This window comes from Kribbella sp. NPDC055071, from assembly GCF_053608045.1.
The window spans coordinates 203,741-224,824 of record NZ_JBSGUS010000012.1 but is presented as its reverse complement, the minus strand read 5'-3'; the positions used below and the strand labels follow the sequence as shown (position 1 = coordinate 224,824).

General features: G+C 67.2%; 19 protein-coding genes. 7 read left to right on the top strand and 12 right to left on the bottom strand.

The window, feature by feature from the left end; genetic code table 11:
* Position 1: 1 nt before the first annotated feature.
* From ACWF4Z_RS21580 to mca, 5 genes are all read right to left on the bottom strand, one after another.
* Positions 2–2,065, bottom strand: coding sequence for a M4 family metallopeptidase (locus ACWF4Z_RS21580; RefSeq protein WP_452244885.1), 2,064 nt, complete (start codon positions 2,063–2,065; stop codon positions 2–4).
* Between the two features lie 273 nt (positions 2,066–2,338).
* Entirely contained in the window at positions 2,339–4,303 is a 1,965-nt protein-coding gene (locus ACWF4Z_RS21575; RefSeq protein ID WP_452244884.1) for a thioredoxin domain-containing protein, read from the bottom strand.
* A 69-nt stretch (positions 4,304–4,372) separates the two neighbouring features.
* Positions 4,373–5,398, bottom strand: coding sequence for a copper resistance D family protein (locus ACWF4Z_RS21570; RefSeq protein ID WP_452244883.1), 1,026 nt, complete (start codon positions 5,396–5,398; stop codon positions 4,373–4,375).
* A 114-nt stretch (positions 5,399–5,512) separates the two neighbouring features.
* Positions 5,513–5,818 carry a hypothetical protein gene (locus tag ACWF4Z_RS21565; RefSeq protein ID WP_452244882.1) on the bottom strand — a complete coding sequence of 102 codons (306 nt, stop codon included), beginning with the start codon at positions 5,816–5,818 and terminating at the stop codon, positions 5,513–5,515.
* 31 nt (positions 5,819–5,849) lie between these two features.
* The gene (gene mca / locus ACWF4Z_RS21560; protein ID WP_452244881.1) at positions 5,850–6,713 is read right to left on the bottom strand and encodes a mycothiol conjugate amidase Mca; all 864 of its coding nucleotides are present in this window, start codon (positions 6,711–6,713) and stop codon (positions 5,850–5,852) included.
* Between the two features lie 59 nt (positions 6,714–6,772).
* Between mca and ACWF4Z_RS21555 the strand changes: the two genes are divergently transcribed.
* The 4 genes from ACWF4Z_RS21555 to ACWF4Z_RS21540 all read left to right on the top strand — a co-directional run bounded on the left by ACWF4Z_RS21555 (position 6,773) and on the right by ACWF4Z_RS21540 (position 10,236).
* Positions 6,773–7,201, top strand: a complete 429-nt coding sequence (locus tag ACWF4Z_RS21555; RefSeq protein ID WP_452244880.1) for a DUF4307 domain-containing protein — start codon at positions 6,773–6,775, stop codon at positions 7,199–7,201.
* A gap of 212 nt (positions 7,202–7,413) precedes the next feature.
* Entirely contained in the window at positions 7,414–7,926 is a 513-nt protein-coding gene (gene greA / locus ACWF4Z_RS21550) for a transcription elongation factor GreA (RefSeq protein ID WP_452244879.1), read from the top strand.
* Between the two features lie 212 nt (positions 7,927–8,138).
* Positions 8,139–8,945: a class I SAM-dependent methyltransferase gene (locus ACWF4Z_RS21545; RefSeq protein ID WP_452244878.1), complete on the top strand. Its 807-nt coding sequence runs from the start codon at positions 8,139–8,141 to the stop codon at positions 8,943–8,945.
* Positions 8,946–9,012: 67 nt separating this feature from the next.
* On the top strand, positions 9,013–10,236 hold the full coding sequence (locus ACWF4Z_RS21540; protein ID WP_452244877.1) for an MFS transporter: 1,224 nt from the start codon (positions 9,013–9,015) through the stop codon (positions 10,234–10,236).
* A 125-nt stretch (positions 10,237–10,361) separates the two neighbouring features.
* Here ACWF4Z_RS21540 and ACWF4Z_RS21535 read toward each other — a convergent pair whose 3' ends face one another.
* Both ACWF4Z_RS21535 and ACWF4Z_RS21530 read right to left on the bottom strand, forming a co-directional pair.
* Complete coding sequence (locus ACWF4Z_RS21535) at positions 10,362–11,405, bottom strand: hypothetical protein (RefSeq protein WP_452244876.1); 1,044 nt, start codon at positions 11,403–11,405, stop codon at positions 10,362–10,364.
* Between the two features lie 141 nt (positions 11,406–11,546).
* Positions 11,547–13,040, bottom strand: a complete 1,494-nt coding sequence (locus tag ACWF4Z_RS21530; protein ID WP_452244875.1) for an MFS transporter — start codon at positions 13,038–13,040, stop codon at positions 11,547–11,549.
* An 88-nt stretch (positions 13,041–13,128) separates the two neighbouring features.
* Between ACWF4Z_RS21530 and ACWF4Z_RS21525 the strand changes: the two genes are divergently transcribed.
* Entirely contained in the window at positions 13,129–13,572 is a 444-nt protein-coding gene (locus ACWF4Z_RS21525) for a MarR family winged helix-turn-helix transcriptional regulator (protein ID WP_452244874.1), read from the top strand.
* Here the strand turns inward: ACWF4Z_RS21525 and ilvA are convergent.
* Complete coding sequence (gene ilvA / locus ACWF4Z_RS21520) at positions 13,569–14,771, bottom strand: threonine ammonia-lyase (RefSeq protein WP_452244873.1); 1,203 nt, start codon at positions 14,769–14,771, stop codon at positions 13,569–13,571. The genes ACWF4Z_RS21525 and ilvA overlap by 4 nt on opposite strands.
* A gap of 41 nt (positions 14,772–14,812) precedes the next feature.
* Here ilvA and ACWF4Z_RS21515 point away from each other — a divergent pair, with 41 nt between their 5' ends.
* Complete coding sequence (locus ACWF4Z_RS21515) at positions 14,813–16,075, top strand: phosphotransferase family protein (protein ID WP_452244872.1); 1,263 nt, start codon at positions 14,813–14,815, stop codon at positions 16,073–16,075.
* On the opposite strand, the gene ACWF4Z_RS21510 is transcribed toward ACWF4Z_RS21515, so the two are convergent.
* From ACWF4Z_RS21510 to ACWF4Z_RS21495, 4 genes are read right to left on the bottom strand one after another with little or no spacing between them, the layout of a single operon-like run.
* On the bottom strand, positions 16,061–16,864 hold the full coding sequence (locus ACWF4Z_RS21510) for an ABC transporter permease (RefSeq protein ID WP_452244871.1): 804 nt from the start codon (positions 16,862–16,864) through the stop codon (positions 16,061–16,063). The two genes, ACWF4Z_RS21515 and ACWF4Z_RS21510, sit on opposite strands and share 15 nt — an antisense overlap.
* On the bottom strand, positions 16,864–17,646 hold the full coding sequence (locus ACWF4Z_RS21505; RefSeq protein ID WP_452244870.1) for an ABC transporter permease: 783 nt from the start codon (positions 17,644–17,646) through the stop codon (positions 16,864–16,866). Before ACWF4Z_RS21505 ends, ACWF4Z_RS21510 begins: the two co-directional genes overlap by 1 nt.
* Before the next feature lies 1 nt (position 17,647).
* Entirely contained in the window at positions 17,648–18,595 is a 948-nt protein-coding gene (locus ACWF4Z_RS21500; protein WP_452244869.1) for an ABC transporter ATP-binding protein, read from the bottom strand.
* 10 nt (positions 18,596–18,605) lie between these two features.
* Entirely contained in the window at positions 18,606–19,403 is a 798-nt protein-coding gene (locus ACWF4Z_RS21495; RefSeq protein WP_452244868.1) for a MerR family transcriptional regulator, read from the bottom strand.
* 57 nt (positions 19,404–19,460) lie between these two features.
* Here ACWF4Z_RS21495 and ACWF4Z_RS21490 point away from each other — a divergent pair, with 57 nt between their 5' ends.
* Entirely contained in the window at positions 19,461–21,029 is a 1,569-nt protein-coding gene (locus ACWF4Z_RS21490; protein WP_452244867.1) for an amidohydrolase family protein, read from the top strand.
* Positions 21,030–21,084 lie beyond the last annotated feature (55 nt).

Sequence of the window (21,084 nt, the reverse complement as noted above, 5' to 3'; positions counted from 1 at the left end):
CTCAGCCCGCGGTCAGGGAGGTGTCGTCGATGGCGAAGGTCGACTGCAGGGAGGAGTCCTCCTGGCCGACGAACTTCACCGTGACGGTCTTGCCCTTGTACTGCGTGACGTTGAGCGTCTTCTGCACGTACGACGTGGACTTGTCCAGGTTCGAGTACGTCGCCAGCGTGGTCGTCGTGGACCCGTCGACGATCTGAACCTTCACCGTGTCGTACACGGTCGAAGTGGTGGTCTCCGCGGTGTCGGTGCGCAGCCAGAACGACAGCGACGCGGCCGTCGCCGAAGCCGGGATCGCCACCGACTGGCCGATGTTCTCGGTCACGGCGCGGCCCTTGCCCTGCAGGGCGACCTTCCAGGAGCCGGTACGCGCCGGGCGGGTGGTGTTGTTGTTGACCGCACCGGCGGTGCCGGTCCAGTTCGCCGTACCGGACTCGAAGCCCGGGTTCTGCAGCAGGTTGGTGCCGGTCGGCGGCTCGGTGCTACCACCACAGGTGGCGGCGCCGGCCGGGACCGAGATGCCACTGAACGCGGCCTCGATGCCCTTGCACTGTGCGGAATCCGCGCCGTACAGCTCCTTCGCGGAGGTGATCGCGCCCTCACGAGCGTCCTTGTAGGTGCTGCCCGAGCTGAGCTTCGTGCTCAGCGTGCGGTACCAGACCTTGGCTGCGACATCGCGGCCGACACCGGTGATGGTCGCGCCGTTGCACGCGGTGCTGCTGTGCGTGACACCGCCGATGACCTTGCTGCCGGTGCCCTCGGAGGCCAGGTAGAACCAGTGGTTCAGCGGGCCGGACGAGTAGTGCGGGTCCAGACCGCCGGTGCTGGTCGACCAGCAGTCCTGGCTAGCACCGTCCTTCGACGGCTTGTCCATGTAGCGCAGCGGCGTCCCGTTGCCGTTGATGTTGATCTTCTCGCCGATGAGGTAGTCACCCGGGTCGCTGGTGTTGTTCGCGGAGAACTCGACCATGGTGCCGAAGATGTCGGAGGTGGCCTCGTTCAGGCCGCCCGCGTCACCGGAGTAGTTCAGGTTGGCGGTCGCCTCGGTGACACCGTGGCTCATCTCGTGACCGGCCACATCGATCGCCGTCAACGGACGGGTGTTGCCCGAGCCGTCGCCGTACGTCATCTGGGTGCCGTCCCAGAACGCGTTCACGTACGCATTGCCGTAGTGCACCCGCGATCGTGCACCCTGGCCGTTGTTGAAGATGCCGTTGCGGCCGTGGACGTTCTTGTAGTAGTCCCACGTCAGCTGAGCACCGTAGTGCGCGTCCACACCGGCGGTCTGGCGGTTCGACGTGGCGCCGTTGCCCCAGGTGTCGTCGGGGTCGGTGAACGTCGTACCGTTCCCGGAGGTCGCACCGTTGAGGTCGGTGGTGTAGTTACCACCGCGACTCGGGTCGGTCAGCGTGAAGCTGCCCGACGTCCCGATGCTGACGGTGCCGGAGTACATCGAGTTTCCGGTGCCGGTCTTGATCTCGTCGTCCTGGTCGAGCAGGGCGCCGGTGTTGGCGTCGATGAACGAGTGCAGCACCGACGGGGTCTGGTCCGGCTTCACACCGGTGGTGACGACCTCGTAGGCGAGCACGGGCTTGGTCGGCGTGACGAAAACGACCAGAGCGCCCTTGTTCGTGGTGGCTTTGAACTTCGCGGCCTTGGCAGCCGTGGACAGCGCAGCCGCCTGGGACAAGGTCGGCTTGGTTGCCACCTCGACAGCCTTCGCGCCACGGTTGTACGTGACCTGACCGACTGCCTCGCCGGTGCGCTTGACGATCAGGTCACCCCCGACGACCTTCAGGCCGTTGAAGGTGCGGTCGTAGCGGACGTATTCGGTGCCGTCGGCATCCTTCACCACGTCGCGGACCTTGAGTTGTTCACCGCCGGCGAGTCCGAGAGCTGCGGCCGTCTGCGCGGTCAGCGCCTGTTCGGCCTGAACGGCGGCCGGCTGGTCGAAGCCGGATGCCGGGAGTGGGGCGGATCGGCTGGCAGCTCCGGCCGGGGCCATCGCAAGTCCCGCTGCCGCGACGATGGCGGTAGCCGTCGCCCCTGCTGATGTCAGTCGTTTCAAGACAACATCTCCTCACGGTGTGGTCGCTGTTTGGGCGCAGCGACCTAATTCAGTTGGGGACGCCGAATGCACTGACCCAGCAGTGCCACTGCCTCATCTGTGACACTGCGTGTCAGAACGTGCGAGTTCTGTTACATCCGACTGAGGGAGGACTCTGGTCCCCAGGACGCCCCGAGTCAAGGGATTTGGCCGAAACGACAGGGAAAACCCGCACCTACGTCGGCGTGTCCAGGCCTGGCAAGTGCGGGTGGAGGTAGTTCAGCTCGGCGTGCCTCAGTCCGTTGAGGTGAGCTCCCGGCGGAGGTCTTCGGCTCGGGTGACCGGGAGTTTGCAGGTGAAGTTCTGGCAGACGTACGCCGCGGGCCGGCCGTCGACGAGTTTGCGGCCGTCCATCAGCGGTACGGCGAGCTCCGGGTCGCCGGCCAGGACCGCCGTACCCCACGGCGCCGCGGTCACCGCAGTCCGGAGCAACTCGGCGGACTCGCCGGCAATAGCAACCTCAAGCGGGCCCTTGGCAATCGTCTCCGCCACCGCAAGCGCACGACCAGCGAACCGAGGCGCCCGCGCCGCGATCGCCGCCGAAGCCTGCAGCGCCAGCTCGGCCGCGGCCTCATACCGGACCGATCCGGTCAAACTCTTCAACGTCGTGAATGCCTCCGCCGCCAGACTCACCCCGGACGGCGTCGCATTGTCGGTCGCGTCCTGCGGCCGCCACACCAATTCCTCGGCGTCAGCAGCAGTATCAAAATAGGAGACCTCAGCAACAAACTGCTCCATAATCCTGTCCAGCAAGGCCTTGGCCGTCTCGAACCACTCAACGTTGCCAGTGGCACCCAATAACGTCAGACACCCTTGCGCGTACGCCGCATAATCCTCCAGCACACCATGTGCCGTGCCACGCACGCCATCGCGAGAGGTCCGATGCAGTCGTCCGGTATCACCGTCGAGATGCACCTCCCGGACCAATCTGGCCGCGCCTTCAGCGGCTTCGACGTACTCGGGATGCGCAAGGACGATGCCGGCCCTGGTCAGCGCGGTGATCGCGAGACCGTTCCAAGCGGCAACCACCTTGTCGTCGCGGCCCGGGTACACCCGCTGGCTGCGCACTTGCCTGAGCGTCGCCCGGACCCGTTGCCAGCGCCCAACATCATCAGGATCTTGCCGGAGCTGGAGAACCGAGGAGCCGGCCTCGAAGGTCCCGGTGACATCGCAGAGTTCGATCACCCAGTCAGCGTCGTCACCGAGCGAGGCCCGCAGTTCGTCCACCGTCCAGACGTAGTACTTGCCCTCCTCCCCCTCGGTGTCCGCGTCCAGAGCAGAGGCGAAACCGCCTTCTTTTGTTCGCAGTTCCGTCAAGAGGAACTCGGCGGTCTCCTCCGCGATCCGCCTGGCCAGTGGTGCACCGGTCACCGCCCACCACTGCGTGTAGACGTCGAGCAGGAGGGCGTTGTCGTACAGCATCTTCTCGAAGTGCGGCACCACCCACTGACCGTCGACGGAGTACCGCGCGAAGCCCCCGGCGAGCTGGTCGTACATCCCGCCGCGAGCCATCCGCTCACAGGTCTGCGCGACCATATCGATCGCGTCGGTGGTGCCATGGCGGAGGAGGAAGTCGAGCACCATGGACGGCGGGAACTTCGGCGCCTTACCGAAGCCGGCATCGACCGGATCGAAGTCGGTCTTCAACAGCTCGACGGCTCGTGCGGTGTCCAACGTGCCCGCGATCGGCTGCTGCGGTGCACCCAGTTGCTCGACGACATGCTTGCCGATCTCGTCGAGCTGGTCCCGCTTGGTCTGCCACGCATCGGTCAGCGACGCCAGCACCTGCCGGAACGACGCCATCCCACCCCGCGGCTCGTTCGGGAAGTACGTACCGCAGAAGAACGGCTCCGCGGCCGGCGTCAGGAACACCGACATCGGCCAACCGCCCTGCCCGATCATCGCGATCGTCGCCGCCATGTAGATCGCGTCGACGTCCGGCCGCTCCTCCCGGTCCACCTTGATACTCACGAAGTGCTCGTTCAGGTACGCCGCGGTCTCCGGGTCCTCGAACGACTCGTGCGCCATCACGTGACACCAGTGGCAGGCCGAATACCCGACCGACAGGAAGACCGGAACGTCCCGCTCCCGCGCCTCGGCGAACGCGGCATCGGACCACTCCCGCCAGTGCACCGGATTCTCCGCATGCTGACGTAGATACGGGCTGGTGCTCCGGCCGAGCTCGTTCACGGAAGCCATGCGCCCACCGTATGCGCTCCCGCCGCAATGACCACCGACGATCCAGACTTGAGACAGTGCCGGACGTGATCAGGTGGTTTGGGAGAGGGCGACGGACAGGCCCAGGGCCAGGGCCATGACGAAGAGTTCCAGGCCTACTACTTGCCAGAACGGGCGGTTGCCGTCGAGGAGGTCGCCGGTTGCGCGGCGCCGCTGCAGCGAGGCGAGGGCGATCAGGACTGCGAAGGCGATGGTCTTGACGATCAGGAGGGCGCCGTACGCGTCGGAGACGAGGGCGTGCGGGATGGAGCCCCAGCCGCCACCCGCTGCGGCCAGGCGGCCGGCTGCGCTGATGAGGCCGCTGGCCAGGACCGCGATGGACGAGATCTGCGCGACCTGGTGGAACCGTTCGAGGACAATGGGCAGACCGGTGCGACTGGCCCGTCCGTAGCGGACCAAACCGGCGAGGCCACCGATCCAGGTGGTCGCGGCGATCACGTGGATCACCAGGGCCGCACCGGCGAGGACGACGTACGACTCGTTGCGCGGGTACGCCGTGACCGCGGTCGGGACGAGGGCCGCGATCGCGACCAGTACGCCGATGCCGGCGGCCGAGGAGGTCTGCACGCGGCGGATGCCGATCGCCAATGCGACGACCAGGATGCCGGTGATCAGGAGCGACTTGACCTCGGGCACGCCGAGAGCGTCGTCCAGGCGCAGGCGCAGCAGGTCGATCGGCGTGTCGAGCAGGATCGCCGCCGTGACGATCGCACTGGCGAAGGCGCTGACCGCCCAGACGATGGCGGAGTTGCTGGCGTCGCGCACCGCTCGGCGACCTTGGATGCCGAGGGGACCGCCCTCGATCCGCAGCAGCACGACCGCCGCGAGCAGGGCGCCGGCGCAGCCGACCGTCGCGAGCGTGGTGATCAGGTGGAAGAACGGCAGCAGCCAGTCGACGAACAGACCCGGTCCACCGATGCCGCCCAGGTCGCGCGGCTCACTGTTCGCGGCGAACAGGCTCACGACCAGTACGACCGTCGCAATGACGACCGCACCAACACCTCCGGCGACCAGGCGCCCGGGCATGCGATGCCGGGCAGCGCGGGTCGCGGTCACAGAGCGGACCCGGCTTCGGCATCAGTCGACACGCGCTCACTATAGGGTCACGCGGAGGTGGGCAGCCCAGTCCGACACCATCTCGTGATGACGTTGTCGCCCAAGTGCCAGAAATCAGCGCTGAGAGTGACTCTCAGTCGGCTCGGGCTTACTCGTCGGCGTCGTGTTCGTCGACTCCGTCGGCGCGGCATCGCCAGCCGGGGCCGCTGAGCTGTCCGTGCTCGCTGGGCCGTCGGACGGTGCTTGGCCGTCCGCACCGTCGCTCTCGCCGAAATCGATCCGCTTCAACTGCTTGCCCATGTTGCGCCACAGCAGCACCGTGGCGGCACCGAGTGCGAGCACGATCAGCAGCGCGACCCATCCGGGGCGCACCGAGTTCGGGTCTACCTCGACCGTCAGAAGGGACGTCGTCACTGTCACGCCACCAGTCTCTCATTGTCGACGCCCGCCGTCAGCGCAGCCCCGCGAAGAGGTCGTCTTCAGGCAACTCCGACTCGACCAGACTCCGAGCCAGCTCGTAGTCCTCGGTCGGCCAGGCCGCCTGGTGAACCTCCAGCGGCACGGTGAACCACCCGCCGTCCGGGTCGATCTGGGTGGCGTGCGCGAGCAGCGCCCGGTCCCGGACCGCGAAGTACTCGGCGCACTCGACCCGCGTGGTCACGCGCCGCTCGTTCTCCGGGTCGGGCTTCCACTCCTTGAGGCGTTCGACGTACGGCGACTCCAGCCCGCGCGCGAGCATCTCGTCGTTCAGCGCCTTCATCCGCTCGTAGTGGAAGGTGTGGTGGTAGTAGAGCTTCAGCGGCTGCCACGGCTCACCCAGGTCCGGGTAGGCGTCCTTGTCCCCCGCCGCCTCGAACGCGGCGACCGTGATCGTGTGGCACATGACGTGGTCCGGGTGCGGGTAGCCGCCGTTCTCGTCGTACGTCGTGACGACCTGCGGCCGGAACTCGCGGATCAGCTTCACCAGCGGGGCGGCGGCGTCCTCGACCTTCATCGCGGCGAAGCAGCCCTCCGGCAGCGGCGGCAGCGGATCGCCCTCGGGGTACCCGGAGTCGACCCAGCCGAGCCATTCCTGCCGGACACCGAGAATCTCGCGCGCCGCGTCCATCTCCTTGCGCCGGATCTCGGTGATGTTGGCCAGCACCTCTGGGCGGTCCATCTTCGGGTTCAGGATCGACCCGCGTTCCCCGCCCGTACAGGTGGCCACCATGACGTCCACGCCTTCGGCCACGTACCGGGCCGTCGAAGCGGCCCCCTTGCTGGACTCGTCATCTGGGTGGGCATGCACATGCAACAACCGAAGATCTCCACTCACAAGACACAATGGTCCTCCAAGCTCCCGCAAAACCCACGACCGACCCCCTTGGATCCCCGTTGACTCAGTCATCTGCCAGTAGCGCACCCGCCGATCTGGACGCCCGGTACGGACGGGCCGGCCGGTCGCGGCGGCCGTTGATCATCGGGGTGGTGGCCGTGATCGCCGCGGTCGGGCTGGCGTGGCTGGCGTGGGCCGCGATCATCGGGTCCAATCCGCCGGTGACGTCGCGGTTGCTCGGATTCGAGGTGCCGTCGGCCACGAGCGCGAAGGCGACCGTCCAGATCGATCGGACGAAGTCGGTCGAGGCGAGCTGCCGGCTGCAGGCGAAGGCGGCCGACTTCTCCATCGTCGGCGAGCTCACCCTCACGATCCCGGCGGACTCCCCGCGGCACCAGACCCTCCCCGCAGCGCTCACCACCCAGCGCACCGCCACCTCGGTGGTCCTGATCGGCTGCACCACCGCCGACTCCCATCGCCCGCACTGAGTGGAACTTCCCTGACCGGGCGGCAACCGATTGCCCGCTCAATGATCCCAGGGCCGGAAAAGTGCTCAGGCAAGCGATTTCCCAGCGTTTGAGAGTTCAGAGAACAGTGGGGTTCTCCGCGGTATCTTGCTACGCTCAGTGGATTGGTCGCCGTCGACGACGGCGGCCAGTGGCTTTTTTCCTGCCCATTCCACTGACACAAGGAGCAGCCCGTGACGCAGAAGATCGATGAGGACAGCGTTGTCTGGCTGACGCAGGATGGCTACAACCAGCTGAAGTCGGAGCTCGAGCACCTGAAGGGTCCCGCCCGCGCGGAGATCACCCAGCGCATCAGCGAGGCCCGCGACGAGGGCGACCTCAAGGAGAACGGCGGGTACCACGCCGCCAAGGACGAGCAGGGCAAGATGGAGGCCCGGATCCGTCAGCTCGAAGACATGCTGCGCCGCGCGCGGGTCGGTGAGACCCCGAAGAAGGGTGGCAAGGTCGAGCCCGGGATGAAGGTCTCGATCAAGTTCGCCGGTGACGACGACGTCGAGACGTTCCTGCTCGGCTCCCGCGAACTGCTCGCCCTGGACGCGTCGGTCGACATCGACGTCTACTCGCCGCAGTCCCCGCTCGGCTCGGCGATCCTGGGCAAGAAGAAGGGCGACAAGGCCACCTACGAGGCCCCGAACGGCAAGCCCGTCACGGTTGAGATCGTCGCCACCGAGCCCTTCACCGGCTGACCCACCGCTCCGCAGGCGCCCCGGTGGATTCCACCGGGGCGCCTCGCATTGCCGGGACCGATCTCCACGCCATCACAATCGCCGGCCGATCGCCCCTTCACGCTCACCTCGAAGTGAACCCGACGGATTGTGATGGCCTGGAGCTCGGCTCCCCCACCCACGGCGGGTGAAATTCGCAGGCGTGCAGGGCGAGCAGCCACGAGACTTCGGAGATGGTGTTCGACGAGGGTGAGCTGTTTCGGGGGCTGGCGGCGGAGCAGTGGGCGGTCAGTTCGCTGACGGACGAACGGCGGGATGCGCCGTTCTATCGTGGCGTCCTGCGTGAGCAAGGTGGCCGGGCGCTCGAGCTCGGCTGCGGGACCGGACGCCTGCTCCTGACCTATCTGGCCGAAGGGCTGGAGGTCGAGGGGTGCGACATCTCCGGCGACATGCTGGCGAGGTGCCGCGAGCAGGCCGCGGGGCTGGGGCTCCAGCCGGTGCTCTACGAGCAGGCGATGCAGAAGCTCGAGGTGCCGGGCACTTTGCGGACCATCTACATCCCCTGCGGCAGCTTCGTCTGTGTGATGGACCGGCTCGACGCCGTGGAGACACTGCGCCGGTGTCACGAGCAGCTCGAGCCAGACGGCGTACTCGCCTTCAACGTCTTCCTGGTCGGCATCAACTACGCCGAAGAGCCCAGCAACGACTTCCCAACCCCGTGGGGGCCGCAGACCGAGACAGTGCTTCCGGACGGGCATCGGCTTGAGGTCTTGTCGCGTTGGACCGGGCTCGACCGCGTCGAACAGGTCTGGCAGGAAGAGCGCCAGTACAAGCTGTACGACGGCACACACCTGCTTCGCACCGAGGTCCGGGCCGGCCAGGGCCGCTGGTACTTTCGCAACGAGCTCCTCTGGATGCTCCAGCTCGCCGGGTTCGCGCCGGGCTCCGTCCAGGTACTCGGTGACTTCACCCCAGCACCCTTCGGGCCGGCCCACCAGACGATGGCCTTCATCGCCAGAAAAGATTCACGCTCAAGTTGAGCCTGAGTGGCTCAACTTTGTTGACAGTTGAGTCGACGCGGCTCAAGTCGAGGCCTACGGTCCCGGCATGGGCATCCTTCGTCACCCGGATTTCCGCCGCCTCTGGGCCGCTGACCTGCTGAGTCAGCTCGGATCGCGACTGGGGATGAGCGCCGTCCCGTTGCTTGCCGTGCTCACGTTGAACGCGTCCACGTTTCAGGTGTCGCTGCTGCGGACCTGCGAGACGGCGGCCTGGCTTGTGCTGGGGTTGTTCGCCGGGGCGTGGGCCGATCGCATCCGGGGGCTCCCGGCGCTTGTGTACGCCGACATCGGACGAGCGCTCCTGTTCGCATCGATCCCGGTGGCCGCGTGGTTCGACGTACTCACGCTCACGCAGCTGTACGTCGTACTCCTGCTCACCGGGCTGCTCACCGTCCTGTTCGACGTGGCGCATACGTCGTATCTGCCTCGCCTACTCGACGGAGACCAACTGCTGCCTGGAAACGCGAAGCTGGCCGCCAACCACTCCATTGGCGCGGTCGTCGGCGCCGGAGCCGGCGGCGCGCTCGTCCAGTGGCTCGGAGCGGCCGTCACGATCGGACTGAACGCCCTGAGCTTCCTCTGGTCCGCACTCTGGCTCCGCTCGATCCGTACGCCGGAAGCCCGCCCGGCCAAGCCGGACCGACCTAACCTGCGCCGGGAAATCGTCGAAGGCACGCACTACGTGTTCACGCATCCACTGCTGCGACCGATGGCGCTCGCGACGGCAACCACGATGCTGTTCCAGGCCGCGGGCGACGCGATCACGCTCGTCTACCTGGTCCGCGCCGTACACCTGCAACCCGCCGTCATCGGCCTACTCAGCATGGTCGGCCTGCTCGGAGCCATCCTCGCGTCGCTGGTCACCGAGAAGCTCAGCACCCGGTACGGCGACGCCCGCCTGCTACTGCTGTCCTCAACCGGCATCGGCGTCGGCTTCACCCTGAAAGCACTGACCGCACCGGGCTGGCAACTCAGCTGGTACGTCATCGCGATGCTGATCTCCGGCTTCAGCATCATCGTCAACTACATCGTGCAGGTGAGCACCCAACAACGCCTCTGCCCACCGGACCTACGCGGCCGAGTCAGCGCCACCCTGAGCTTCGTCAGCTGGGGAGCCGCCCCCATCGGCAGCCTCCTGGGCGGCGCACTAGGCACAGCCTTCGGCCTCCACGCCACCCTCTGGATCACCGGCCTGGCCACCCTCACCGCCAGCGCCTTCCTCTACCTCTCCCCCTTCCGCACGCTGCGAACAGTCCCATCCACCGCATGACCGAGGCCGGCTGGGCTGGGAACGGATCGGCGCCACTCATCAAACAGCTCGTTGAACACCTGCACACGCTCACGACCCGGGCCTGGCAGGGAGTGGTCCGCAGTTGATGAGTGGCTGGAGTCCGCTTAGTCGGAGGCGATTTGGGCGGTGCCTACCAGGACCTCTACGTCGAGGGCGGCGCGGCCGCGGCCGATTTCTACGTCTTTGGACTGGCCGGAGACGGCGCCGGTCCAGGTGACTCGGCCGAGTTGGGCTTCGGTGTGGACGCGTACGTCGGAACCACGCCGCAGCGCCACGTTCGCCGTACCGGACTCGACGCGGACCCGCGAGCGACCCTTGGTGATCTGGGCGTCCAGCGTGGCCGAGCCCGCCTGGACCAGGAGGTCGATCGGACCGGAGACGTCCGCGACCTTCGCCGTACCGGCGGTGACGCGAACCCGGCTCAGCCCGGGGACCCGCTCGGCGTTGACGCTGCCGCCGGTCACCTCGACCTCGACCTGCAGGCTCGGGTTGACCCGGATGGACAGCTCCTTGGCGAGACCGTTCACGTGGGACTTCAGGTTGGTCGGGTTGCGCAGCATGCTGAACCCGTCGATCGAGACGCCCATGTCGCCTTCGCTGCTGATCGCGAGGGTGTCGCCGTCACGCTTGATGATGTGCGGCCCGTCCACAGCCACGCCGTTGATGGCCGGCTCGCCGATCAGCCGCACCCGGCGCCCGATCGCGCGCACGGTCACCCGCTGCACCCCGGCCGGCACCGGCACATTGCTGTGCTGCTCCTCAACGTCCTCAGCAGCCTCGTCCTCGGCGTCCGAAGCCTCAACGAAAGGAGCCTCAACGGAAGGAGCCGCCTCAGGCGCGGGAGGAGCCTCTGACACCGGCGCATCGTCCACGACACTCTCGTGGACGCCATTCGAGGCAGCCGCGTGCTTGGCCGCAGGCTGATCCGCCGCATCCGGCGAGTCGACCACATCCGCCCAGACCGCCGCGGACGGGGTGTCGTCGATCGTCTCGGCAACCGGAGGCTCTGGCTGTGCCGCCGGCTCGTCAGCCGTGTCCGGGCTCTTGATGGCGGCGATCAGGGTGGTGGCTTCCTCAGGTGAGAGGTGGCCCTTCGCGACCCGGTCCAGGATGTCCTTGACCGCTTGGTCGTAGCTCTGGTTGCTCATGCCCCCAGTCCAGCACCCCGCAGGTCCGAAACCAATCGGGGATCGCCCCCAAAAGCAGCAGTGCGGGCCCCGGAGAGTAGCCCGAGACCCGCAACTGCGTCCATATCAACTGCACAGCCCCTGATCAGGAGCCGATTGTTGTCACGCGGCCGGGGACATCTCTTCCTCGGCCAGTTCGTTCTGTACGTCGGTCAACTCGGCGTTCTCCTCCGCCTCGGCCGCACGGCGAGCCCGCAGACCACGCAGACCGGTGAGTGCGATCAGTAGTCCGAGTGCCGCGATCCCCGTCACCACGCCCAGACCAGGCTTGTACGCCGACAACATCCCCGCCGGCGTGGTCACGCCGGCCGAGTTGCTACTGATCACCGCGGTCACGACCGCGAGGACCACCGCGCCACCCACCTGGTTGGAGGTGTTGAAGAGCCCGGACGCGAGCCCTTGCTCCTCATCTGAGACTCCGGAGACCGCCTGAATGTTCAGCGCCGGGAACCCGATCGCGAACGCCAGACCGATCAGCAGGATGCTCGGGAACACGGTGGAGAAGTATGCCGCCTCCGGCCCGATCCGCAGCGAGAGGCCGTAGCCCACGACGAACAGCGCCATCGCGGCGATGATCATCTTCTCGGTACCGATCCGGTCGGCGATCTTGCCCGCGTTCGGCGACAGCGTCACGACGAGCAGTCCGGCGGGCAGGAACGCCAGCGCGGTCTGGAACGACGACCAGCCGAGCAGGTTCTGCATGTACATCGTGCCGATCAGCTGGAACGAGACGTAGGCACCGAACACGGTCAGGATGGCCAGGTTGGCCCGCCGGAGCGTGGCGTTGCGCAGGATGCCCAGCCGGACCAGCGGGTTCTTCGACCGCAACTCGATCGCGACGAACGCGCCCAGCAGCGCAACCGCGAGGACGAAGAGTCCGATGGTCTGCACCGAGACCCAACCAGCGTGCTCGGCGCCGACCACGGCGTACACGAGCGAGAGCATGCCTGCGGTCACGGTGACCGCGCCGGGTACGTCGTACCCGCCGGTGTTCTCGTCGCGCGGGCTGTTCGGGATCAGCTTGAGCGCGAACAGCAGCACGATCAGGGCGACTGGGCCAGGCATCAGGAAGGTCCAGCGCCAGCCGACCTCGGTGAGCGCGCCACCCAGGATCAGGCCCATCGAGAAGCCGCTGGCGGCACAGGTGGTGAAGATGCTCAGGGCGCGGTTGCGATCCGGCCCCTCGTGGAACGTGGTGGTGATGATGGAGAGCGCGGCCGGCGCGGTGAACGCGGCGGCGACGCCCTTGACGAACCGCGCGGCGATGAGCAGTTCGGGGTTGGTGGCCAGCGAGCTCAGCATCGAGACCGCGGCGAAGACGGCCAGCGCGATCAGGAAGACGCGGCGGCGGCCGAGCAGATCGGCGGTCCGGCCGCCGAGAAGCAGCAGGCCGCCGTACCCGAGCACGTAGCCGGTCACGACCCACTGGAGAGAAGACAGGGAAACGCCCAGGTCGGCGCCGATGGACGGCAGTGACATGCCGACCATGGACACGTCCAGGCCGTCGAGGAAGATCACGCCACAGACGACCAGGAGGGCGCCCCACAGGCGGGCGTCCCAGGTCATCCGGGCAGGTGATGTTGTTTGCGTAGTCACGAGGGGAGACTATTCCATGCACATGCATCTAATGTCTAGGCATTAAATGCATTTGCATGAAATGCGCGTGCATGCTATGGTCGCCTCCATGACCGCTACGAAGGTCAGCGCCGGCACTGGTGAGCTGAGCGCCGATAGCAGTACAGATGTGCGGGAGTGGCGCGAGCTGCTGGCCCGTCACGCCGACCTCACCTGCGCTCTGGACCGAGCGCTCCAGGCCGGCCATTCACTCGGCATGAGTGAGTACGAGGTGCTCGAGCGGCTCGCCGAGTTGCCCGAGCAGTCTGCCAAGGTCGCGACGATCGCGAAGTCCGTGCACCTCAGCCAGAGCGCGTTGTCGCGCGTGATCGGCCGCCTCGAGGTCGCCGGCCTGGTCGAGCGGCACATGTGCCCCGAGGACCGACGCGCGGTGAACGTTCGGCTGACCGAGGAAGGCCTCAACCGTCAGGTCGAGGCCAAGCCCACGCAGCGCCAAGTGCTGGCCTCGCGGCTGCACGCACCGCTGGTGAAGTCCTGCGATCCGCTCGACTAGTTGAGCGTGTAGGTGTAGCCGTTGCTGGTGAGCGCGCTCAGCACGCGACCGCGGTGATCCTCGCCGCGTAGCTCGAGCTGGAGAGCGACTTCGACCTCTTCCAGGCTGAGCGTCTCCGAAATGCGCTCGTGCAGGACCTCGATGATGTTCACGTCCAGGTCGGCTAGCTGTGCGAGCAACGTGACCAGGCCGCCGGGTGTGTCCGGGATCCGCACGCGGAGAGACAGGTAGCGACCGGCCGCGGCCATGCCTTGCCGGATGACGCGCATCAGCAGCAACGGATCGATGTTGCCGCCGGACAGCACCACCACGACCGGCGGCTTGAACCGCTTCGGCTCGTCCAGTACGGCGGCCACCGCCGCGGCGCCGGCCGGTTCGACCACGAGCTTGGCGCGTTCGAGCACCAGCAAGAGGGCCTTGGACAACGAATCCTCGCCCACCGTACGGATCTGTCCTACGTACCGCTGTATCGTCTCGAACGGCACCTTCCCCGGCAGCCCGACCGCGATCCCGTCCGCCATCGTCGCCATGTGGTCCAGCTGGACCGGCTCCCCCGCCTCCAGCGAGGCCGGGTACGCCGCCGCACCAGCAGCCTGTACGCCGACAACCTCGATCGGCATCCCGTCACGCTGCATCGCTGCCGCGATCCCCGCGACCAGTCCACCGCCACCGGTCGGTACGACGACCGTCCGCACCTGCGGGCACTGCTCGACGATCTCGAGCCCGGCCGTCGCCTGGCCGGCCACGATGTCCGGGTGGTCGAACGGATGGATCAGCACAGCGCCGGTCTCGGCCTCGAACTCACGGGCGGCGCGCAGGCAGTCGTCGATCGACGTACCGACGAAGCGGATCTCGGCGCCGTACGCGCGAGTGGCCTTCTCCTTGGGGATCGGAGCACCGTGTGGCATGAACACGGTCGCCTTGATATCCAGCAGTTGCGCCGCCAGCGCGACGCCCTGCGCGTGGTTGCCCGCACTGGCCGCGACCACTCCACGTTTGCGTTCGGATTTGGACAGCCGGGCCATCCGCACATACGCACCACGCAGCTTGAACGAACCGGTGCGCTGCAGGTTCTCGCACTTGAGGAAGACATCACCACCGACGAGTTCACTCAGCCAGCGCGAGTACTCCAACGGCGTCGGCGCCACCACGTCGTGCAACAGATCGGCGGCCCGCGCGATGTCCTTCGCATCGATCACGGCTCAATAATGCCGTTGCACAGGCCGCATACGCTGCACCAATGAGAGTTACCGCTGTCGTGGTGCGACCCGCCGACCAGGCTGTCCTGGTCCTGCCGTCGGGGCTTCCACAGGTCGAGGTGGATGACGAGGTCTGGTTTCCCGATGTGGAACCGGCGCTCAGCGCGCTGCGGGACGAGTTCGGGATCGAGGCGTTGGTCCTCACCTGCCTGGTCAGGGAGCCAACGACGTACCTGATGGTTCTCGACGGGGCGGAGCCGACCGACGCGCAGTGGGTCAACGAGCTCGACGATCCGGCGGTCGTTGCCGCGCGAGCACACCTCGCGCTGCCCGCCGACTCCCCCGTCACGCCGGCCTGGACCATGCCCGGCTGGTACGACGAAGCACTCCCTTGGATCGACGAGCAGCTGACCCGGACCGGGCCCGTGCGCCAGGTCCGCTCCTGGGGCCTGTCGAACGTCCTCCGCTGCCCGACCTACGCAGACACCGCGTACTTCAAAGCACTCGCACACACCAGCACGATTCGTCCGGCGTCCGCGGATGCGTTGCCGCTGCTGTTCGCTGACGAGCCCTTGCTGCTGAAGAAGCTCTCCGACGATCGACCCGGCGCGGTGCCCGCACCCATCGCCATCGACGAGAAGCGCGTCTGGATGCTGCTGCCCGATGTCGGGTCGCCGTTGGCCGATGAACCCGACCTCGCGTTGTGGATCGGGTCGCTGCAGGGACACGCCAGATTGCAGCGCAGCTATGTGGATCAGACGGATCGACTGCTGGAGTTCAGCTGTGCCGACCGCAGGCTCACCGTCCTGGACGCGGAGCTCGATCGTCTGCTCGGGCCGAACCCGGCGACCGATCGGCTCGATCCGGCCGAGCGGGCGCAGCTGCCACGACGGGGCGAGCAGTTGCGCGAGGCAATCATCGAGCTGACGGCGATCGGCATACCGGAGACCTTGGTGCACGGTGATCTGCATCCGCGGAACCTCGCCGTACGCGATGGTCGGGTGCTGGCGTTCGACTGGACCGACGGGGCAGTGTCGCATCCGTTCCTGGACCTGGTGACGTTCGTCGAGGAGCGGTCACCGTTGTCGATGGATCTGCGAGTGCGCGACGCCTACCTGGCCGAGTGGGAAGAGTACGCGGCACCGCCGGACCTGCGACGGGCGCTCCACCTGGCCAACCAGATCGGCGCCCTGCATCAGGTCATGACGCAGCTGCATCTACCCGGCTACCTGGACGGGCCGAGCCGCGACTCGATCTACCGCGCCGCTGTGTGGTGGCTGCGACAGCTGCTACTTCAGCAATAGTTTGCCCAGGCGGCGCGAGGCGACGTACATGCCGAGGGTGCCCATGGCGGCGAGGTAGGCGGCGTTGATGAGGAGGGTCCAAGTGACGGTGCCGGTGCTGAAGGCGCGCTCGAGGACGACGCCCTGGTAGAGCGGGGTGATCTCGACGAGCCAGCGGATCGCGCCGGGGTAGGTCTCGACCGGGTAGAAGGTGGCCGAGAACAAGAACATCGGGATGATCCCGAGCTGGACGAACTCGAAGTCCTGCCAGCTGCGCATGAACGTCGTCAGCGCCATCCCGGCGCCCGCGAACGCGAACCCGATCAGCACCGAGGCCGGCAACGCGAGCAACGCCCACCACGACGAGACGAGTCCCATGATCAGCATCACCACGATGAACATGGCCGAGTAGATCGCGCCGCGCAGCAACGCCCAGGTGACCTCGCCGGTCGCGACGTCCCACGGCTTCAGCGGCGTCGCCAGCATCGAGTCGTAGAGCTTGTTGTACTTCATCCGGAAGAAGATGTTGTACGTCGAGTCGAAGATCGCGCCGTTCATCGCCGAGCTGGCGAGCATGGCCGGCGCGACGAAGGCGGCGTACGCGATCTTGGTGCCGTCGGCGAGCGTGAAGTCGCCGACCAGTTGCGCCACACCGACGCCGATCGAGAGCAGGTAGAAGACCGGCTCGAAGAAGCCGGACAGGAAGACGACCCACGAGCGGCGATACAGCAGGAAGTTGCGCTCGACGATGTGCCGGCCGGCCCCGAGGCGAACCGGCACTGGCAGGACCCGCGCCGCGATCGTCGCCATCAGCCGACCAGCTTCTTGCTGAAGCCGCGCACGGCCAGCCGCGTGCCGACGGCGAACCACGCCAGCAGGTAGACCACGTTGACCAGTGCCAGCCAGGGTTTGACCGTGCCGAGGCTCAGGCTGCGGGCCAGGTCGACGCCGTGCCAGAGCGGACTGACGTAGGCCAGCCACTCGATCCAGTCCGGCAACTGTGAGACCGGGAAGAACGCGCCGGAGAAGAGGAACGCCGGCACCACGCCGAACCGGAAGATCATCGCGAACCCGGAGTCGTTCTCCAAGGTCGTCGCGTACGCCGCAACCGGAGCGGCGACCGCCATCCCGACCAGCAGTGCGACCGGCAGGCCGAGCGCGCCGAGCGGTGACTTGAGCCCGCCGAAGATCGTGATCACGACGAGGAACACCGCACACGAGCTGAACACCCGGAACGCGATGAACGTGAGCTGCCCGTAGACCACATCGGCCGGACGCAGCGGTGACGCGATCATCGAGTGGTAGAACTTCTGCCACTTCAGCCCGCTCATCACCGGGTACGTCGATTCGCCGACGGCGATCTGCAATGCCGTCGAGGCCAACAGCCCCGGCGCGATGAACTGCAGGTAGCTCACCCCGCCCAGCGAGCCCGTCCCGTTGTTGTCGACGAACGATCCCAGGCCGATCCCCATCGACGCCAGATACAGCAAGGGCAGCACGAAGCTGCTGACCAGCGTGCCCTTCCAGGTCCGTTTGTAGACGGTCAGCCAGTAGTCGAACTGACGACGCCCGTTCTCCACTGCCAGCGCCATTTCAGTCCACCAACGTCCGCCCGGTCAGGCGGAGGAAGACGTCCTCCAACGTAGAGCGCCGCACCAGCACGGCCGCAGGCTCGAGACCACGCTCGTGGACGGCGGCGACCGCGCGCTCACCGTCGTCGGTATAGAGCAGCAGGCGATCCGGCAGCACCTCGATCCGCTGGGCCAAGTCCGCGACCTTCTCCTCCAAGGCATCGTGGTCGGACAGCATCACGTCCGGACCGAACCGCAGCTCGGTCACCTCCCGGGTCGAATAGTCCCGGATCAGCTCGGCCGGGGACCCCTCGGCCGCGATCAGGCCACCGTCCATCACCACGAGCCGGTCGCACAGCTGCTCGGCCTCGTCCATGTAGTGCGTGGTGATGATCAGCGTGACGCCGTCCTGTTTGAGCCGGAACAGCTTGTCCCACAGCAGATGCCGCGCCTGCGGGTCGAGGCCGGTCGTCGGCTCGTCGAGGAGCAGCAGATCCGGCTTGCTGACCAGTGAGCGCGCGATCGTCAGCCGCCGCTTCATCCCGCCGGAGAGCTCGTCGACCTTGACCTTGGCCTTCTCGGTCAGCGCGACGAACTCGAGCAGCTCGTCGGCACGCTCACGGCACTCGGCCCGGCTGAGACCGAAGTACCGCCCGTAGATCGTCAGGTTCTCCCGGACGGTCAGCTCGGTGTCGAGCGTGTCGTCCTGCGGGCACACCCCGAGCCGGCCCCGGATCGTCGGACCGTCGGTGGCCGGATCCAGACCGAGGATCCGCAGCGTCCCGGCGCTGATCGGCGAGACCGCGCCGATCATCCGCATCGTCGACGACTTGCCCGCGCCGTTCGGCCCCAGGAACCCGAACGCCTCGCCCCGCCACACGTCCAGGTCGATCCCGCGCACCGCCTCGAAGTCGCCGTACGACTTCCGCAGGCCGCGCACATGGACCAAGGACTCCCGCTGCTCACTCACAGCCCCGACCCTAGACGCGACCCCGGACACTTTTCTTGTCGTTTTGGGCATACCCGAGCCGACGCACCGCGTACGCGCGAACGCCGACCGCCAGCCACTCCGGCAGGTCCTTGTCCAGGGTCTCGATGATGGCCCGTTGATCCGCGTTCTGCACCAACAGGTCGCCGAGGTTGTAATACGACGTCGGAGTCGCCGGCCAGAGCTCCAGGACACCTCGGTAGTGCTGCTCGATCAGCTCCATCGCAGCCTCGGAGTCCGGCCGTACGCCGCGGTCGCGGGCGGCGGACATGCGAAGCAGCAACCGACGTCCTTCGTCAGCCATCCGCTCGTGGTCCTCGCGGCTCCACCCGTCAGTCGCTCGGACCGCGGCCTCGAAGCCCTCCGCGGCCGCCGGACCGAACCGGTCACCCAGATCCGCCTTCAACCGCGACCGTGCCTGCGACAACCCGCTGAAGAACTCCTCATCCCCCACCGACTCGTCGCCGGACAGCGCCGCGACCGTCCGCTCGACCGCACCGATCACAGCGTCCAGGCGTCGCCGCTCAGCCAGCAATTGTTCGTGGTGGTCCCGCAGTGCGGCCGTTTCCTCGGTCTGCTCGTCCAGGATCCGTGCGATGTCGGCCAGTGGTACGTCGAGCTCCCGCAACAGCAGGATGCGCTGCAGCCGGAGCAGCTCGGGGCGGCCGTAGTACCTGTAGCCGTTCGGCGCGATGCGACCAGGCGGGAGCAGCCCGATGGTGTCGTAGTGGCGCAGCGTGCGCACCGAGACGCCGGCGAGCCGAGCCACTTCGCTGACCGTTCGCTCCACGGTTCAGCAGCTTAATCGCTGGAGGGTGACGTTACGTCAGCCTTTAGCGTCCGAAGCATGTCCTTCACCATCCAGAACGCCCGGCTGATCGACCAGGGCACTGAGCTGACCTCTGGCTGCCTCCGCAGCGCTGACGGTCGCATCACCGCAATCGGTGGACCCGAGATCGCACAGCCCGGCGATGAACTGATCGACGCCACCGGTCTGACCCTGCTGCCCGGGCTGATCGATTCACACGTCCACCTGATCCCCGGCTGCACCCAACTGGCGGCGACGTACGGCGTGACCACGCTGATCGACCAGTTCAGCAAGCCGGACCTGATCGCCACTGTGACTCCGCGGTCCTCGTTCCGCACGTCGAGCATCGGCGCTACGGCACCCAACGGACATCCGACGATCGCGTACGCACCTATCCCGTACGTCGAGGGCCCGCAGGACGCCAAGCAGTTCGTCGCGGACCGGATCGCCGAGGGCGCTGACCACCTCAAGGTCATCTACGACGACGGCTCCGGCTTCATGGCCCAGATCCCCGCATTGGACGACGCCACATTGCGTGCACTCACGCAGCAGGCCCATGAGCACGGTCTGCTCGTGGTCGCGCATGTGTCCACCGCGGCTGGCGCGGTCAAGGTGGTCGAGTGCGGAGTCGACGTACTGGCGCACGTCCCGTCCAACCTGATGTCATTGGCTCAGGTGGAGGCTGTGGCCGGGGTTGCGGCTGTCATCGCGACGCTGGACATCGTCGACGGCTTCAACCGGCCGTCCGGACACCTACCGCTCCTGGACGAACCAGAGCTGATGGCCCGCACCTCGGCGCGCTGGCGGAGGCTGCTGGACCGCCAGTCCCGTCGCTGGATGCCACCGCAGCCACCGGACAGCGGCCCGGCCCGGGCGAACACGCTGGCGTTGCACGAGGCCGGCGTACGCGTGCTGGCTGGAACGGACGCACCGAACCCCGGACTGGTCTTTGGAGCGTCATTGCATCGAGAGCTCGGGCATCTGGTTCGCGCTGGTCTCAGTCCGGCCGAGGCGATCGTTGCCGCGACCAGTGCACCGGCTGAGGTGTTCGGCCTGAGTGACCGCGGCCGGCTGACCCCTGGCACCCGGGCGGACCTGCTGTTGATCGACGGTGATCCGTTGGCCGACATCACTGCCACCCAACGCATCTGCCGGACGTGGGTAGGTGGGGAGTCAGCCGGGACGATCGACAACGAGACCGAGCTGGCCGGCCTCCGGCACCTGCGTGATACCACTATCCGGATCATCGACGGGATCAAGGCGCAGTGGCCCGGATTCCCTGCCCCAGAAGACGTTCTGCGGGAGGACGGTGAGGTCCTGGGTCGCGTCGTACCGGTCGCTGGTGGCTGGTTGCCCACTACCGTCTTCGGTGCCGCACTCGGCGCAGTGGCCGACCGCGACGTCGCCATCGACGCCGTCACCCGCGAGGGCCTGTCGAGCCTGTCCGAAACCTGGCTGGCCCGCACTGACGAACCAGACTGGGCCGAAGCCGTCCTGCTGGAGGTCCAACCCGACCGCATCCGCCTCCGCTGGAGCGACCCGCTCCTCGACCAACCCTCGTCCGGCCGCTGGTACGACCTGGCCGACCTCGACCTGACCCGCCGATAACCTCGGACAGGTGCGCCTGTTCGAGCAGGAGCTGGAGCTGCCGTCGGGGCTGGGT